Consider the following 16,168-nt stretch of genomic DNA (forward strand, 5'->3'; position numbering starts at 1 on the left):
CACCGATCACACGGCGAGCTCCGGGTGGAGCTTCGACGGCGTGAGCTGCCGCCCCCGGCGAGCCACGATCAAGGTCAAGATCAAGGACCCGATGGCGTACGCGCTGAGCACCGTCACGCCGACCAGGATCGGTCCCGCGGACCCACCGTCGATGGCGTGACGAGCGGCCTCCACCACGTACGTCATGGGCAGGATCGGGTGAATCGCCTGGAAGAACCCCGGCGTGGTCTGCACCGGATAGGTGCCGCCGGACGAGGTCAGCTGCAGCATGAGCAGCGCCAGCGCGACGATCCGGCCGGGCGCGCCGAGAGCGGCCCCGATCAGCTGCATGACCGCCGCGAAGGCGGTCGCGGTGAGCAGCAGCAAACCCCAGGTCAGCAGCGGATGCACCGGCGAGAGACCGAGCCCGAAGCGCACCACCGCGAACAGCAGCGTCGCCTGGGTGAGCCCGATCGCGACCGCCGGCAGCAACCCGGCCAGCGCGACCCGGTGCACGGGCGCGCCCGACATCAGGTGCCGGCGGTTGAGCGGCCGCAACACCATGAAGGTGATCATCGCGCCGACCCAGAGCGCCAGGGCCAGGAAGTACGGCGCGAAGCCGACGCCGTAGGTACCGGCCGGGTGCTGCACCGTGCGATCGAGGGCGACCGGGTTGGCCAGGATGCCGGCCCGCTGCGAGGTGTCGTCGCCATAGCCCGGAATCTGCGCGGCGCCGTCGCTCAACCCGGACGCGAGCCGCGCGGCGCCGCCCTGCAACTGGCCGAGGCCGTCGACCAGCGACCGCTGGCCGGCCGAGAGGTCGCCGAGCCCGGTCTCGAGCTGTCGCGTGCCGGTGGCGAGCCGATAGATGCCGCCCCGCAGGTCCTCGGCGCCGTCCTTGGCCTGCGCGGTGCCGGTCTGCAACTGCTGGGCGCCGGTCGCGAGCCGGCCGAGCCCGTCGGCGAGCCGGTCGACCTGGGCGCGCGCGGCCTGCACGTCGTCGGCGAGGTGCGGCGCCGCGGCGGCGACCTGCCGGGCCGTGGCCGCCACCTGCTTGAGCTGGGCGCGCAACTGGTCCAGGTCGGCCGCGTGGATGGTGTGCTGCACCTGCTCGGCCGCCGCGACCAGCCTGGCCGCCAGCGCCTTCGCGTCGGCCAGGCCCTCGGTGTCGCCCGGCAGCGTGTTCAGGTAGTCCTGCAGCTGCTTCGCGTCGTGCACGGCCTGGTCGGCCGCCGTCTGGATGGTCCCGATGTTCGCGGCGAGGGTGTCCGCCCCGCGCGCCACCAGGGTCGCCGCGTCCTGAATGGTCCGCGCGTTGTCCCGCAGCACCGGCACGATCTTGTCGGCCGCGCCGTCGACCGCGGTCGCGAGCTGCCGGCCGCCGCTCGCGGCCTGCGCCGTGCCGGTCGCGAGCTGCTGGGCGCCCGCGTTCAGCCGGGCGAGCCCGTCGACGAGGTCGCTCGCGCCCTGGCCGGCCTGGCCGAGCCCGGTCCCGAGCTGCCCCGCGGCGCCGTGCGCCCGGTCGAGCCCGCTCGCGACCTGCCCGGCGCCGTCGCCGGCGTCGCCCAGCCCGTTGTCGATCTTCTTCGCGCCGTCGGCGGCCTCCTGCGTCTGGTGCTTGAGGTCGGTGAAGCCGATGAGCATCCGGTCGTAGTACTTGGCCGAGGCGCTGGACGCGGCGGCCGAGCGCACCTCGTCGAAGGCCGTGCGGGCGAAGACCCCGCTCAGGTAGTTGGTCGCGTCGTCGCTGACCGCCCGCAGCTGGGCCGACTCGGGTGTCGCGCCGGCGTCGGGCGCCGCGGCCAGGTTCGCCGAGAAGTCGGCCGGGATCCGCACCATGATCTGGTACTTGCCGCTGGCCAGGCCCTTCTCGGCGCCCTTCTCGTCGGTGACGTGCCAGTCGAAGATCTCGCGTCGCTCCAGCTCGTCGGCGAGGTCCCGGCCCGCGTGCACCCTCGTTCCGTCGGTGGCGGTGGCCGTGCGGTCCTCGACGACCAGCGCCGCCGGGATGTGGTTGAGCCGCCCGTACGGATCCCAGAACGCGTACAGGTAGAGCGCGCCGTACAGCAGCGGCACGACCGCGAGGACGGCCAGCGCCGCCGCGGTGAGCCGGCTGCGCATGAACCGCTTGATCTCCATGCCCGCCAGGGCGAAAGCCTTCACAGCTCTTCCTCGATTTCACCGTGTCGCGTGGAGGTGGGCGTACCCAGGTGGATCACCGTCGTGGCGTCGCCGGCGCCGAGGTCGCGGGCCGTGAAGACGACCGCCACGCCGGCCGCGGAGAGCTCCTTCAGCCGCTGCCGAAGGTCCGCCTGCTCGAGGGCGTCCAGCCCGTCGTCCAGGCCGTCCAGGGCGACCACGGCCGGGTTCGCCAGGCGAGCCAGGACCAAACCCAGAAGCTGCTTCTCGTACGGCGTCAGGTCGCGGCCCTTCGCCGCCGGGTCGAGGCCGAGCAGGTCGACCTCGTCGTCGCGCTTGCGGCCGAGCAGGGCGAGGCGCTCGCGGACGTGCTCGGCGACGGTGAACACGGGTTCCGGCGCGGTCACCTCGGGCACGTGGCCGAGGGCGGCCCGGCCATCGACGGCGACCTTGCCCTCGGACAGGCGGAAGCGGCGGGCCAGCGCGAGCAGCAGCGTCGTGCGGCCGCTGCCGGGCGGCCCGACGATCGCGACCAGGTCGCCCGCCTCGACGGATACGTCGAGACCGCGGAAGAGCCAGCGGCGGCGGTGGCGAACGCCCGCCCCGCACGCGGTGAGCACCGGCATCATCGACTCCCTATTTGAACTGACTGGTCAGTCTAAAAAGATACTCGGGTCGCGGTCCATGCCACAGGCGCGGTGGTGGACCTCACTCGCCGCGCCAGGCAGGATCATGCGCATGTCGATGCGATGGGGCATGACCGTTCCGCTGGGCGGGGTTCCGCTCGCCGATCACCGGGCCGTCTACGAGGCGCTCGCGGGCGCCGGCTTCACCGACCTGTGGTCGTCCGAGGTGGCCGGGACCGACGCGTTCACCCCGCTGGCGATGGCCGCCGCGTGGACGCCGTCGATGCGCCTGGGCACGGCGATCACGCCGGTCTTCACCCGGGGGCCGGGCCTGCTCGCGATGAGCGCCGCCGCGCTGGCCGAGGCCGCGCCGGGTCGCTTCCAGCTCGGCATCGGCTCGTCGTCCCCGGTCGTGGTCGGCGACTGGAACGCGGTCGACTTCTCCGAGCCGTACGCGCGCAGCCGCGACATGCTCCGCTTTCTGAAGGCGGCGCTGGCCGGCGAGCTGGTCGACCACGACTTCGGCACGTTCGCGCTGCGCCGGTTCCGCCTGGAGCGCCCGCCGGCCACGCCGCCGCAGATCCTGCTGGCGGCCCTGCGCCCCGGGATGCTCCGGCTGGCCGCCGCCGAGGCCGACGGCGTGATCCTGAACTGGCTCTCCCCGGCCGACGTGACCACCGCTCTGGCCGAGACCAAGTCGGCGCCGGCCGGTTTCGACGTGGCCGCCCGCATCTTCGTCTGCCCCACCGACGACGAGAGCTACGCCCGGGCCGTCGGCCGCCGCCTGATCGCGGCGTACCTGACCGTCCCCGCCTATGCCGCCTTCCACCGCTGGCTGGGCCGCGACCGGACCCTGACCCCGATGTGGGAGGCGTGGGCGGCCGGCGAGCGCAAGGCGGCCCTGGCCGCCATCCCCGACGAGGTGGTCGACGACCTCATCGTCCACGGCAACCCGGAAACCTGCCGCGCGAAGGTGGAGGCCTACGCGAAGGCCGGCGTCACCGTCCCGGTCATGGCCCTGCTGCCAACTCCCGCCCTCGAGGCGGGCGGTCCCACGGTTCTCCTGGAGACACTGACCGCGCTCGGCCGCTGAAACCCCCGTACGGGAAAGGGGAGAAGGTGCACCCCCGAAGAGTGCACCTTCTCCCCCAGCCCTGGTCGCGCTCAGCCGATCATTCGTCGGCGAGGATCGCGTAGAGCTTGCGCTTTGTCTCGTTGAGCACCTCGAGCGCCTTCTGGCGCTGATCGGGCGTGCCGTTGAAGCCGACCTGCTTGAGCGCGCCCATGATGCCGACCGCCGCGTCGCGGAAGTCCTGCACCTGGCTCATGGTCTCGTCGCCGATGCTGGCCCACGGCGGGTTCTGCGCGGCGGTCTCGGCCTCGGGGCGGCCGGCGTCGGTCAGGTGGTAGCTCTTGCGGCCGCCCTCGGCCTCCTGCTCGATGAGGCCCTCGTCCTCCAGGAGCTGGAGGGTCGGGTAGACCGAGCCGGGGCTGGGGCGCCAGATGCCGTTGGTGCGGGAGTCGAGCTCCTGGATGATCTCGTAGCCGTGCATGGGCCGCTCGAGCAGGAGCGCGAGGACCGCGGGACGGACGTTGAGCCGGGTGCCCCGGCCGCCTCGGCGTTGACCTCGGGGCCCGCCGGGACCGAACGGTCCGCCGGGGCCGAACTCGCCTGGGCCGAAGGGGAAGCCGAATCCGAAACCGCCACGCATGCGCCGGCCGTGGAAACCTTCAGTGTGTGACCTCATGACTATCTCCGTTCTGTTGTCGATAGGTAGACGATATATCGGCGATGCAACGGGTGCAAGGGATTCTTGAAGAGAGGGGGTTGCGGCGCGTGCCCTGGGCATGGGATCTGGCAATGTGATACCTGTGCTGACGGTGCCCATTCGCCAACTCGGGGAGTCCGAGCGCGCCGCGGTCGAGCGCATCCTCGACCGCGATCCCTACGCGGGCGCCCAGATCGCCGAGCGGGTGGCCGCGCACGGCCTGAACTGGTGGCGCTCCGACGGCCGCATCTTCGGCTACGGTTCCGGCCGCCGCGTCGAGTCGATCGTCTGGTCGGGGGCACACCTGGTGCCGGTCTGCACGACCCCGGCCGCGACCGCCGCCTTCGCCGACATGCTGGGCGCCGAGGTCCGCATCTGCTCCTCGATCATCGGCCGTTCCGAGGCGGTGCTCGACCTGTGGGACCGCCTCGGCGGGTACTGGGGACGCGCCCGCGACGTGCGCCCCAACCAGCCGCTGCTGGTCGCCGACCGCGACCCGGTGATCGAGCCCGACCCCGAGGTGCGGCTGGTCAAGCCGAGCGAGGTCGACCAGCTGTTCCCGGCGGCGGTAGCGATGTACACCGAAGAGGTCGGCGTCTCCCCGCTGCTCGACGACGGCGGCCGGGGCTACCGGCGGCGCATCGCCGAGCTGGTGAAGGGCAAGCGGGCGTACGCGCGATTCCTCGGCGACCGGGTCATCTTCAAGGCCGAGCTGGCGATCGTCACCCGCCGCACCACGCAGGTGCAGGGCGTCTGGGTCGACCCCGAGTTCCGCGGGCGCGGTCTGGCCGCGCCGGCGATGGCCGCGGTCGTGCGCGACGCGCTCCACCGGGTGTCACCCACGGTGAGCCTGTATGTCAACGATTACAATCTGCCGGCCCGGCGTGTTTACGCTCGGTGCGGGTTCGTGTCGGCCGGCTCGTTCGCGACCATCCTGTTCTGACCGGTTCTCAGCCGTCGTCGCGGCACAGGCAGAACGGGTGTCCCGCCGGGTCGAACAGGACGCGGACGTTCTCCTGCGGCTGGGCGTCGGCCAGCTTGGCACCCAGTTCCTGCGCCTCGGCCACCGCCTCGTCCAGGTCGCCCACCTGGAAGTCGAGATGCATCATCGGGCGCTGGGCGCCGGGCGTGGGCGGCCAGGTCGGCGGCGTGTAATCGGTGGCCTGCTGGAAGACCAGGAAGCTGCCGCCGGGCGTGCCGACGATCGCGGTGCCGGGCTCCTCGTGAACCTGCGGCCAGCCGAGCAGGGCGGCATAGAACCTGGCCAGGGCCCCGGGGTCGGGCGCCTCGATGGCCGCTCCCCACCACATGCCGGTCGTCCGTGAGCGCATTTCGCCAGCCTTGTCCGTCCCGGCGCGGGTGTCCAGCATCCGGGGGACTTGATTCGGTCTGTCAACCTGCGTTCATGAATGCGGATACGAGCCGGTTGTTGAACAACGACGAGCTAGCGATCGTGGCCGCTCTGCTTGACCTGCCCTTCCTGGACGGAGCCCGGCTCCGGCCGCAGATCGCCGACCTGCGCGTGGTCGGCACGTGCGGGTGCGGCTGCCCGACGGTCGACTTCCGCACCGGACCGGACGGTCTCGAGCTCATCGCGGACGCCAGGGTCGCCGGTACGGACGGTGACGCGATCCTGCTGTACGGCCACGACGGTGTTCTCGACCGCCTCGAATACTTCTGGGTCGGCGGTCCTCCCCCGGCCGGCTGGCCCGCGCCGGAAATGCTCCAGAGGCCGCAGCACTCCGCGCCCACCCTGGCCTTCGAAGCGTGAGCGCGGGAGCGCTCAGGCGGTGGGCGTCAGGGAGCGGCCGCCGTCGCGCTGGCGAGGGATGCGGTCCGTGACCGTCGCATCGGTGCGGACGCCGCGGAGGGTGAGCAGGCTGGCGAAGAGGCCGGCGAAGACCCCGATCACGCCGAGGGCGATGGCGGTGGCGGATGGCAGGACCAGGCGGATAGTGCCGCGGGGGTCGAGGTGGCCGAAGCCGGTCTCGCTCCAGTGGGTCAGGGCGAGGATCGTGCCGGCCAGGCCCACGGCGATCAGGCCCAGTCCGATCGCGACGCAGCGTTCGAAGCTCAGCCAGCGGACCCAGCGACTCAGCGCCCGGTCGCGGACCAGGCCCTCGAACCGGCCGTAGAGCTCGGCGAAGCCTCCGAAGAGGACCAGCTGGGCACCGACCAGGATCGCCACGCAGGTGTACGCGAGGGCGTTGATGTCGAACTGGACGCCGCCGATCGAGCGGGGGCCGAACGACAGCAGGCCGGTGCCGACGACGCCGAGCACGAACAGGACGAGGCCCGGCCAGATCAGCGTACGGCGCGGGGCGAAGACCAGCAGGAAGCGCAGATGACGCCAGCCGTCGCGCCAGGTGCGCAGGTGCGGCGGGCGGCTGCGGCCGTCGGGCCGCAGCGTGGTCGGCACCTCGGTCAGGTCGTAGCCGCTGTGCGACGCGCGGACGACCAGCTCGGAGGCGAACTCCATGCCGGGCATGCAGAGGTCGAGCCGCCGGATGCGGTCGCGGTCGAAGCCGCGGATGCCACAGTGGAAGTCCTTGATGCCCTTGAGGCCGATCAGCGCGCGGCCCAATCGGGACAACACCGGGTTGCCCACGTAGCGATGCAGGAACGGCATGGCGCCGGGGGCGATGCCGCCACGGAAGCGGTTGCCCATGACGAGGTCGTGGCCGGCGCGGAGGCTCTCGACGAACGGGCCCAGGTCGGACAGGTCGTACGAGTCGTCGGCGTCGGCCATGATGATGTACCGGCCGCGGGCGTGCTCGATGCCGTGGAGAAGGGCCCCGCCGTAACCGCGGATGGGGGCGTGGACGACCCGGGCGCCGGCCGTGCGGGCGATCTCCGGCGAGCCGTCGGTCGAGCCGTTGTCGCTGACCAGCACCTCACCGTCGACGCCCAGCTCGGCGAGCGACGTCAGCGCCTTGCGGACGCAGACCTCGAGCGTCTCCGCCTCGTTGAGACAGGGAAGCAGGACGGTGACTTCCAGATCGTCTTCCGGCATCTTCGACGTTCGCTTTCCGCGGAGGGGAGGGCCGCAGGATATGACAGACCAGGGGGCGTGACCACCCGCTGTCATCCGTGCGGCGCGCAAAAAAGGGGGCCATATGGCCCCCTTTCGCGCATCTCGCGTCAGTGCACGGTCACCTGCGGCCCGGGCATCAGCTCGCGCAGCTCGTCGGGCAGGTCGGCGCCCATCTCGTCGGCCAGCCGCAGCGCCTCCTCGACCAGGGTCTCGACGATGATCGACTCGGGCACCGTCTTGATCACCTGGCCGCGTACGAAGATCTGGCCCTTGCCGTTGCCGGAGGCGACGCCGAGATCGGCCTCACGGGCCTCACCCGGGCCGTTCACCACGCAACCCATGACCGCCACCCGGAGCGGCACCGGGAAGCCGTCCAGCGCCGCGGTGACCTGCTCGGCGAGCGTGTACACGTCGACCTGGGCGCGGCCGCAGGACGGGCAGGAGACGATTTCGAGGCCGCGCTCGCGCAGGCCGAGCGACTCGAGGATCGCGTTGCCGACCTTGATCTCCTCGACCGGCGGGGCGGAGAGCGACACCCGGATCGTGTCGCCGATGCCCTCGGCCAGCAACGCGCCGAACGCCACCGAGCTCTTGATGGTGCCCTGGAACGCCGGGCCGGCCTCGGTGACGCCCAGGTGCAGCGGGTAGTCGCACTGCTCGGCCAGCTGCCGGTAGGCGCGGATCATGACGACCGGGTCGTTGTGCTTCACCGAGATCTTGATGTCCCGGAAGCCGTGCTCCTCGAACAGCGAGCACTCCCACAGCGCCGACTCGACCAGGGCCTCGGCCGTGGCCTTGCCGTACTTCTCCATGATCCGCTTGTCGAGGCTGCCGGCGTTGACGCCGATCCGGATCGGGATGCCGGCGTCGGAGGCCGCCTTCGCGATCTCCTTGACCTTGTCGTCGAACTGGCGGATGTTGCCCGGGTTGACCCGGACGGCCGCGCAGCCGGCGTCGATCGCCGCGAAGACGTACTTCGGCTGGAAGTGGATGTCGGCGATCACCGGCAGGTGCGACTTCTTGGCGATCGCGGGGAGCGCCTCCACGTCGTCCTGTGACGGCACGGCCACCCGCACGATCTGGCAGCCCGCGGCGGTGAGCTCGGCGATCTGCTGGAGGGTGGAGTTGACGTCGGAGGTGAGCGTCGTGGTCATCGACTGGACGCTCACCGGGGCGCCCCCGCCGACCGGAACGTTGCCCACCATGATCTGACGGCTCTTCCGCCGGGGCGCGAGCGGCGGCGGAGGCACGGCCGGCATACCGAGACTGACAGCGGTCACTGTGGCATCACCTATTGAAGATCTGGATCGGGTTGACGATATCGGCGGTAACTGTCAGCAGGGTGAACGCACCACCGATAAGAATGACCGCGTACGTGATCGGCATGAGCTTGTAGTAGTCGACGCGGCCGGGGTCGGGCTTGCGCAGACGAGCGTAGAGCCAGGAGCGCGCCCGTTCGAACCAGGCGATCGCGATGTGCCCGCCGTCGAGCGGCAGCAGCGGCAGCAGGTTGAAGATGCCGATGAAGATGTTCAGCGTGATGAAGATGTTGAGGAAGAGCTCGGGCACCCCGTGCTCGATCGCCTCGCCGCCGAGCCGGCTCGCGCCCACCACGCTGATCGGGGTGTCGGGGTCGCGCTCGCTGCCGGTCAGCGAGTGCCACAGGGCCGGCACCTTCTGCGGGATGCGGCCGAGGGACGAGAACGTGTTCTCGACGATGAACCAGCCGTAGTCGAACGTGCCGCCGACCGCGGTGCCCGGGTTGTACTTGATCGTGCCGGGGACGCTGTCGCCGTCCCAGCCGAGGCCGGCCACGGCGACCTTGGTGACCGCGCCCTTCGCGTTGTCGACCGGGGGGCGCTCGGCGCTGACCAGCGCGACGTCGACCGTCTTGGTGACGCCGTCGCGGACGTACGTGAACGGGACCTTGCCCGGCTGCTGGGCCCGGATCGCGTCGTTGAGGTTGCCGAAGGTGGCCACCGAGGTGGTGCCCACCTGGGTGATGAGGTCGCCGTCGCGCAGGCCGGCCGTCCAGGCCGGGCTGGCCACCGAGCCGGCCTCGCCCGGCGTGCACTCGTGGCCGTCGGCCGGGATGGCGAGCCAGGCACACTCCGAGACCGAGATGAACGGCTTCTGCTGGAGCTGGGCCGCGGCGGTCGCCGGGTACGACGTGTTGGGCAGGCCGAGCGTGAACGCGACCACCCAGGCCGCCGCGAGGGCGAGCAGGAAGTGGGTGATCGAGCCGGCGGACATGACGATCGTCCGTTTCCAGACCGGGAAGCGCCACATGGCCCGGGGCTGGTCCTCCGGCTCGACGTCGTCGTCCTGCGGCGTCATGCCCACGATCTTGCAGAAGCCGCCGAGCGGGATGGCCTTGAGGCCGTACTCCGTCTCGCCGCGGCGCCACGAGAAGATCGTCGGCCCGAAGCCGACGAAGTACCTCGTCACCTTCATGCCGAAGCGCTTGGCGGTGATCATGTGGCCGGCCTCGTGGAGGCTCACCGAGATCAGGATGGTCAGCGCGAAGCCGGCCACTCCCAGCCAGTACAGCATCAGGCTCCTTCGGCCACAGTTGAGATCATCCGGTGCGCCTGGGCACGAGCCCATGCCTCGGCGGCAAGCACTTCCTCGACGGTACCCGGCTCGGCAAAGTCAGGGGCCGCGGCGAGGACGCGCTCCAAGGTGTCGACGATGCCCAGAAAAGGTAGCCGACCGTCGACGAACGCGGCCACACACTCCTCGTTCGCGGCGTTGAAGATGGCCGGGCGGCAGCGGCCGGCGCGGCCCGCCTCCTTGGCCAGCCGGACCGCCGGGAATGCCTCCTCGTCGAGCGGGCGCAGCTCCCAGTTGTGTGCTTCCCGCCAGTTCACCGGACTGGCCGCCGCGGGCACGCGCTCGGGCCAGGCCAGCGCGAGCGCGATCGGCAGCCGCATGTCGGGCGGGCTGGCCTGCGCCAACGTCGAGCCGTCGGCGAACTCGACCATGGAGTGGATCACCGACTGCGGGTGGACCATGACCTCGATGTCGTCGTACGCGACACCGAACAGCTCGTGCGCCTCGATCACCTCGAGACCCTTGTTGACCATGGTGGCCGTGTTGATCGTGACGACCGGGCCCATGTCCCAGGTCGGATGCTTGAGCGCGTCGTCGACCGTGACGTCGGTCAGCTCCTCGCGCCGGCGGCCGCGGAAGGCGCCGCCGCTCGCGGTCAAGATGAGCTTCGTCACCTCGGCCGCGGTGCCACCGCGCAGGCACTGGGCGAGCGCCGAGTGCTCGGAGTCGACCGGGACGATCTGGCCGGGTTTCGCCAGCCGGTGCACGAGCGGGCCGCCGGCCACCAGCGACTCCTTGTTCGCCAGGGCGAGCACCCGGCCCGACTCGAGCGCGGCCAGGGTGGGCGCGAGGCCGAGGCTGCCGACCACGCCGTTGAGCACCACGTCGCAGGGGACGCGGGCCAGCTCGGTCATCGCGTCGGGCCCGGCCACGATCCGGGGGATGCGGAAGCCGCCGGTGGCGTAACCCCGTTTCTGCGCCTCGGCGTAGAAGGCGAGCTGAAGGTCCTGGACCACGCTGGACCGGGCCACGCCGACGACCTCGACGCCCAGCTCGAGGGCCTGCTCGGCGAGCAGGGCGACGTTGCCGCCGCCGGCGCCGAGGGCGACCACGCGGAAGCGATCGGGGTTGCGCCGGACGATGTCGATGGCCTGGGTGCCGATGGAACCCGTCGAGCCGAGCAGAACGAGGTCGCGCATGCCGCCCATCTTCCCGGACGCGCGCCAGGCAGGCGCGCTCGGTCCTCGGTCCTCCGCCGGGGTTGAGTGACTCTGGGTGGGAATTCGCGTACGAAACGCTGAAGCGAACTCCCACCCGGCCGCGCTACGCTCGCTCGTCATGACCCCCATCCCCGCTCACTCCGACGTTGTGATCATCGGCGCCGGTCACAACGGTCTCGTCTCCGCGATTCTGCTGGCCCGGGCCGGGCTCGACGTCGTCGTGCTCGAGTCCGCGAGCGTGCTGGGCGGAGCGACCCGCACCGAGCGGCCGTTCCCCAAGGTGCCCGGTCTCGGCCAGTCCACCGGGTCGTACCTGCTCGGGCTCATGCCGCCCGAGCTGCTGCGCACCCTCGACGTGGACATCCCGGTCCTGCGCCGCGACCCGCATTACTTCCTGCCCACGCCGGGGCCGGCCGGCTCGCCGTACCTCCTGTTCGGCCGCGACCACGCCGAGACCAGGGCGCAGATGGAGCGGTTCTTCTCCCCGCGCGACATCGCCGCCGACGAGCAGCTGGCGGTCGAGATCGCGGCGCTGCGGGCCGACCTCGCGCCGGCCTGGCTCGAGGAGCCGACCGGCGTCGAGGAGATCGCCGACCGGCACATCCGGCCCCAGCTGCAAAGCACATTCATCGATCTCGTACGGGGTTCGGTCGCCGACTACCTCGCGCGGTTCGGCTTCAAGAGCGAGCTGCTCGTGAGCATGTACGCGGTGACCGACGGGCTCTCCGGCCTGAACGCCGGTCCCGACGACCCGGGCACCGGGCACAACTTCCTGGCGCACAACATGTGCCGCCTGCCGGGCGCGGACGGCACCTGGATGATCGCCCGGGGCGGCATGGGCACCGTCTCGCGCACCTTCGCCGAGGCCGCGCGGGCGGCCGGCGCCAAGCTGTACACCGACGCCGAGGTCACCTCGGTGACGATGGACGGTGGCGCCGCCGGCGGAGTGGTGCTCGCGGACGGTCGCACGCTGTCGGCGCGGGTGGTGCTCGGCTCGTGCGACCCCTACCGCCTGATGAGCCTGGTGCCCGAGGGCGCGCTGCCGTCGTCGCTGACCACGCGGATGGAGTCGGTGCGGCGGCCGGGCACGACGCTGAAGGTCAACCTGGCCCTGCGCGGGCTGCCGCAGTTCTCCTGCCTGCCGGCCGGTGCGCCGTCGCCGTTCGGGTCGACGATCCACCTGCTCCCGGGCTCGGCCGGGCTGGCCGGCACCGACGACCGCGAATCGCCGATGGCGGCCCTGCGGGCGATGTGGGCCGAGGTGCAGGCGGGCCGGCTTCCGGAGGAGCCGACCATGGAGTGGTACGTCCACACGACCGTCGACCCGTCGCTGCAGGACGCCGAGGGGCACCACTCGTCGGCGCTGTTCGTGCAGTCGGTGCCGTACGCGCTGGACGGCACGACCTGGGACGAGGCGCTCCCGGGCTACGTCGAAAAGCTCCTGGCGATCTGCGACCGGTACGCACCGGGCACATCGGACCTGGTGGCTGACATGATGCCGCTGACCCCGCCCGGCATCGAGAAGCATTTCGGCATCACCGGCGGCCACATCCACCACGTCGACAACACGGTCGCCTTCGACGAGCGCATGCCGTATTTCACGGGCGTCGACGGCCTGTACGCGGGCTCCGCGGGCACCCACCCGGCCGGCAGCGTGATCGGCGCCGCGGGCCACAACGTGGCCAAGCGCATCCTCAAGGACCTGGGCAAATAGTCCCGTAACCAACAACGGCCGCCGCCCCTTTCCCCGGGGCGACGGCCGTTTGGTTGCCACTCAGTCAGAAGCTGTCTTCTCCGCGCGGATCTTGTGGCCCACGCTCGTCAGACACCTTCCGCTGGGTAGGTCGAACTTCCAGCCGTGGAGCTGGCAGGTCAGGGTGTTGCCGTCGACGATGCCGAAGCGGCTCAGGTCGGCCTTGAGGTGCGGGCAGCGGCGCTGGAGGGTCCAGCCGCCGAGCTGCGTGTCCTCGGCCTCGACCGCCTTCTCGTGCTCGTCGTACCAGCCCTCGGCGTACTGCAGACGCTCCTCGCTGAGGCACTTGAAGAACGCGTAGACGAACTCGTTGTACTGCCCGATGCGGGCCGCGGAGAAGCGGCAGGACAGGAAGAGCGAGTTCACCCAGTCGCCCTCGTCGATGTGGATGAGGTGCTCGACGAGGGCGCGGCCGGTCTTGAAGCGGTAGCGGACCTTCTCGTCGGCGTACGGGCGAACCTGCTTGCCGGGGAAGTCGACGACGATGGACTCGACGATGCTGCCGGTCGGCCCGTCGGTGTCGGTGAAGTCGAAGCGGACCGGGCCGCCGACGCCCTGAGCCATGTAGATCGACTCTTCGAGCAGGGGCTCGATGCGCTTCTTGAGCTCGCCGAGGACGTCGATCTCGGGGTGGCGCCAGGAGGCCTTCTCGGCGGCGATGATCGGAGCCTTGCGCGCCCGCATCTCCTCGAGGTGCTCCCGCTTGTTCGCGAAGAAATCGTCGACGTCGGTGGGGTGGGTCGTCGCGGCGTTCGTGGCGGACAATTCGGTCACCGAGCCGGGCAGGAGGACGATCCCGTTGTTTCCGCCGACCTTCGCGTATTCCGCCATGAAGACCGACTGGTCGGGGAAGATGTTCCCCTCGTCGCCGAAGATGTCGTTGAACTGCCAGAGCTCGTCGTCGAGGAAGCAGGGCGGCCCGGCGATCGGGAAGACGTGGTCGGCCTTGAGATCGTCGATGTAGCGCCAGGTGCGGTCGAACTGACGGTCGCGTTTCTGCTTGCCGAACGCGGTCTTGGCGCCCTCGGGCAGCTCGTAGACCATCGGGTACCAGATCGCGCCGGAGAACTGCAGCAGGTGTGCGTGCACGTGGCCCAGCTCGGCGAACGTGGTCAGGTCGGTGGGGCGCGCGTCGTTCTGGTTGAGCAGGCGGACGCCCTCGTGCTCCACCCAGAGCGAGGAGTCGCCGATCGGGCCGTCGGTGGGGCTGGTCAACGCCTGGATCATCACCTTGAGGCCGCCGTCGAGCTCGTGCACCTCGTTCGACACCGTCTTGAGGAACTTGGTGAAGCCGAGGTCGCGCAGTTCGTCCTCGAGCTGACTGGTCGGGTACTCCGGGAGGAGAACCGTGGCCTTCTTGCTGACGAAGCGCCTCAGGTGGGCCGCGTCGAAGTGGTCGCGGTGCAGGTGGGAGACGTAGAGGTAGTCGACGTCGCCGAGGGTTTCCCAGTCCAGGAGCGAATTATCCGGAAAAGGGAACCATGACGCGAAATAGGCCGGGTTGACCCACGGGTCGCACAGAATGCTGCCGGCGGACGTGTCGATCCGCATGCTGGCATGGCCGGTGCCCGTGATCCGCACTGGTGTTCCTCCTCCGGAGTTTCTGACCGCATCGAAGGTACCCGGTCCGGGTTGGTGCCCTGCGTCCGGAGGCGTCGTGCGAGACTTGACCGTACTGGGATCGCCTGCGAGGAAGGACTTTCGCCGTGTCTGCGGAACAAGACCCGGTCTACGCTCCCGACCAGCTCAAGCCGGGCAACCGGAAGCTCGCGCGGATCGGCGCGCTCGGGACCGCGGTGGTCATGCTGATGTTCTTCTGGGGCAACCACGAGGGCAACACGGAAAACATCTTCCTGGTCGTCTTCGCGCTGGGCCTGGTCGGCGCCGTGATCGCCGATGTCGTGCTCCGGCGGAACGGTCTCAAGCCGAACGACCAGTAGCCTTCATTCGTACGTACGAAAAAGGCCCGCTTTCGCGGGCCTTTTTCCGTTTTGTCAACGGCGGCGCAGCAGGATGTCCTTCACCTCGCGCAGCGCGGCGTCCACCTCAGCCTCGAAGTAGCCGCCGGGAACCAGGCCGAACTGGAGCATGTCGAGCTCGTTCTCCGGCACCGGCATCGGACCGCGGCCGGTCATCGCCTGCAGGATGCTCTCGAACAGCCGGTCCACCTGCATCGGGTCGTACCCGCTGCCGAAGCGGCGCACCTGGAACGTGCGGCGCAGCTGGTCGACGCGGTACAGCTCGCCGCCCGGCTCGCCCATCGGCGGGGGCAGCTGCGGTCCACCGTAGCCACCGCCACCCATCGGCGGGCCGCTCATCGGGGCCGCGCCGTACGAGCCGCGCGGGTCGGGCTCGCCGTAGCCACCCCGCGGGTCGGAGTCGCGCTGCGGCATGCGGATCTCGGCGGTCATGTCGGTCTTGCCGTGGCGGCCGGCCTCGAAGCCGTCGAAGCCGCCCGTGTCGTATCCGCCGGGGGCCGGGTCGTAACCGGGCGGCGGACCGGGGCGCTGCGGAAGCTGCGGCTGGCCGTACGGCTCCTCGTAGCGGCCGTACGGGTCGTTCGGCGGCATCTGCTGCTGGCGCTGCTGCATCTGCTGCGGCTGCATCCGGTCCTCGCGGATCGGGGCCGGGAGGCGCTCGGTCGGCGGGGCCATCCGGCCCATGCCCGGGCCGCCGCTCATGCCGCCGCCGCTGCTGGGGCCGCCGCCCATGCCCGAGCCGGGCCCGGTCATGCCCGCGCCGGTCATGCCCGCGCCGCGAGCGGCGATGCCACCCGTGGTCAGGCCGCCGCGCATCGAGTCACGCATCGGGTCGGCCGCCGGGGGCCGGCCACCGCGGTCCTCCAGCTCGGCCAGCTGCCGCTCCACGCGGTCGAGGTGGAGGTCGACCTGCCACTCGTCGTACCCGCCGAAACGCACGCGGAAGACGACGTCGTGCACCTCCTGAGCGCCGACCGGCGGGCCGGCCGACTCGCCGGCCAGGGTGGCCTCGACGCGGTCGAGGAAGCCGTCGACCTCGTCGACCTTGTAGCCGCGCCGCAGCGCACGCCGCCGGAAACGCTGCCCCTGACTCGTCACAACGTCTCCCACTCCGCT

General features: G+C 71.0%; 15 protein-coding genes and 1 pseudogene. 5 read left to right on the forward strand and 11 right to left on the reverse strand.

Annotated elements, in window-relative coordinates:
• Window positions 1–6: 6 nt before the first annotated feature.
• From A3CQ_RS64400 to A3CQ_RS0146950, 3 genes and pseudogenes are all read right to left on the reverse strand, one after another.
• Window positions 7–903, reverse strand: coding sequence for a YhgE/Pip family protein (locus A3CQ_RS64400; protein ID WP_444510686.1), 897 nt, complete (start codon window positions 901–903; stop codon window positions 7–9).
• Window positions 883–2,118: pseudogene (locus A3CQ_RS64405) on the reverse strand (YhgE/Pip family protein); the annotation flags it as partial. The gene A3CQ_RS64400 and the pseudogene A3CQ_RS64405, both read right to left, overlap by 21 nt.
• 20 nt (window positions 2,119–2,138) lie before the next feature.
• Window positions 2,139–2,744: an ABC transporter ATP-binding protein gene (locus A3CQ_RS0146950; RefSeq protein WP_063713685.1), complete on the reverse strand. Its 606-nt coding sequence runs from the start codon at window positions 2,742–2,744 to the stop codon at window positions 2,139–2,141.
• A 130-nt stretch (window positions 2,745–2,874) separates the two neighbouring features.
• On the opposite strand from A3CQ_RS0146950, the gene A3CQ_RS0146960 reads away from it, so the two are divergent.
• On the forward strand, window positions 2,875–3,837 hold the full coding sequence (locus A3CQ_RS0146960) for an LLM class F420-dependent oxidoreductase (RefSeq protein ID WP_020517925.1): 963 nt from the start codon (window positions 2,875–2,877) through the stop codon (window positions 3,835–3,837).
• A 79-nt stretch (window positions 3,838–3,916) separates the two neighbouring features.
• Here the strand turns inward: A3CQ_RS0146960 and A3CQ_RS0146965 are convergent, their stop codons facing one another.
• Window positions 3,917–4,492 carry a PadR family transcriptional regulator gene (locus A3CQ_RS0146965; protein ID WP_026206983.1) on the reverse strand — a complete coding sequence of 192 codons (576 nt, stop codon included), beginning with the start codon at window positions 4,490–4,492 and terminating at the stop codon, window positions 3,917–3,919.
• Window positions 4,493–4,616: 124 nt separating this feature from the next.
• On the opposite strand from A3CQ_RS0146965, the gene A3CQ_RS0146970 reads away from it, so the two are divergent.
• Window positions 4,617–5,456 (forward strand): GNAT family N-acetyltransferase, encoded by an 840-nt coding sequence (locus A3CQ_RS0146970; protein WP_020517927.1) that lies wholly within the window; start codon window positions 4,617–4,619, stop codon window positions 5,454–5,456.
• Window positions 5,457–5,463: 7 nt separating this feature from the next.
• Here A3CQ_RS0146970 and A3CQ_RS0146975 read toward each other — a convergent pair whose 3' ends face one another.
• Window positions 5,464–5,844, reverse strand: a complete 381-nt coding sequence (locus A3CQ_RS0146975; protein ID WP_026206984.1) for a VOC family protein — start codon at window positions 5,842–5,844, stop codon at window positions 5,464–5,466.
• Window positions 5,845–5,918: 74 nt separating this feature from the next.
• Between A3CQ_RS0146975 and A3CQ_RS0146980 the strand changes: the two genes are divergently transcribed.
• Window positions 5,919–6,284: a hypothetical protein gene (locus A3CQ_RS0146980; RefSeq protein ID WP_157297168.1), complete on the forward strand. Its 366-nt coding sequence runs from the start codon at window positions 5,919–5,921 to the stop codon at window positions 6,282–6,284.
• A 12-nt stretch (window positions 6,285–6,296) separates the two neighbouring features.
• Here the strand turns inward: A3CQ_RS0146980 and A3CQ_RS0146985 are convergent, their stop codons facing one another.
• From A3CQ_RS0146985 to dxr, 4 genes are all read right to left on the reverse strand, one after another.
• Window positions 6,297–7,526 (reverse strand): glycosyltransferase family 2 protein, encoded by a 1,230-nt coding sequence (locus A3CQ_RS0146985; protein ID WP_020517930.1) that lies wholly within the window; start codon window positions 7,524–7,526, stop codon window positions 6,297–6,299.
• Window positions 7,527–7,654: 128 nt separating this feature from the next.
• Window positions 7,655–8,827, reverse strand: a complete 1,173-nt coding sequence (ispG, locus tag A3CQ_RS0146990; RefSeq protein WP_026206985.1) for a flavodoxin-dependent (E)-4-hydroxy-3-methylbut-2-enyl-diphosphate synthase — start codon at window positions 8,825–8,827, stop codon at window positions 7,655–7,657.
• Window positions 8,828–8,834: 7 nt separating this feature from the next.
• Entirely contained in the window at window positions 8,835–10,100 is a 1,266-nt protein-coding gene (locus A3CQ_RS0146995) for a M50 family metallopeptidase (protein WP_020517932.1), read from the reverse strand.
• Window positions 10,100–11,308: a 1-deoxy-D-xylulose-5-phosphate reductoisomerase gene (gene dxr, locus A3CQ_RS0147000; protein WP_020517933.1), complete on the reverse strand. Its 1,209-nt coding sequence runs from the start codon at window positions 11,306–11,308 to the stop codon at window positions 10,100–10,102. Before dxr ends, A3CQ_RS0146995 begins: the two co-directional genes overlap by 1 nt.
• 130 nt (window positions 11,309–11,438) lie before the next feature.
• Here dxr and A3CQ_RS0147005 point away from each other — a divergent pair, with 130 nt between their 5' ends.
• On the forward strand, window positions 11,439–13,034 hold the full coding sequence (locus A3CQ_RS0147005; RefSeq protein ID WP_026206986.1) for a phytoene desaturase family protein: 1,596 nt from the start codon (window positions 11,439–11,441) through the stop codon (window positions 13,032–13,034).
• Between the two features lie 60 nt (window positions 13,035–13,094).
• Here the strand turns inward: A3CQ_RS0147005 and A3CQ_RS0147010 are convergent, their stop codons facing one another.
• Entirely contained in the window at window positions 13,095–14,654 is a 1,560-nt protein-coding gene (locus A3CQ_RS0147010; RefSeq protein ID WP_020517935.1) for a Rieske 2Fe-2S domain-containing protein, read from the reverse strand.
• Window positions 14,655–14,779: 125 nt separating this feature from the next.
• On the opposite strand from A3CQ_RS0147010, the gene A3CQ_RS0147015 reads away from it, so the two are divergent.
• Complete coding sequence (locus tag A3CQ_RS0147015; protein ID WP_020517936.1) at window positions 14,780–15,013, forward strand: DUF2631 domain-containing protein; 234 nt, start codon at window positions 14,780–14,782, stop codon at window positions 15,011–15,013.
• 54 nt (window positions 15,014–15,067) lie between these two features.
• Here A3CQ_RS0147015 and A3CQ_RS0147020 read toward each other — a convergent pair whose 3' ends face one another.
• Complete coding sequence (locus A3CQ_RS0147020; RefSeq protein ID WP_020517937.1) at window positions 15,068–16,150, reverse strand: DivIVA domain-containing protein; 1,083 nt, start codon at window positions 16,148–16,150, stop codon at window positions 15,068–15,070.
• Window positions 16,151–16,168 lie beyond the last annotated feature (18 nt).

The organism is Paractinoplanes globisporus DSM 43857, assembly GCF_000379645.1.
GTDB classification, from domain to species: Bacteria; Actinomycetota; Actinomycetes; order Mycobacteriales; family Micromonosporaceae; genus Actinoplanes; species Actinoplanes globisporus.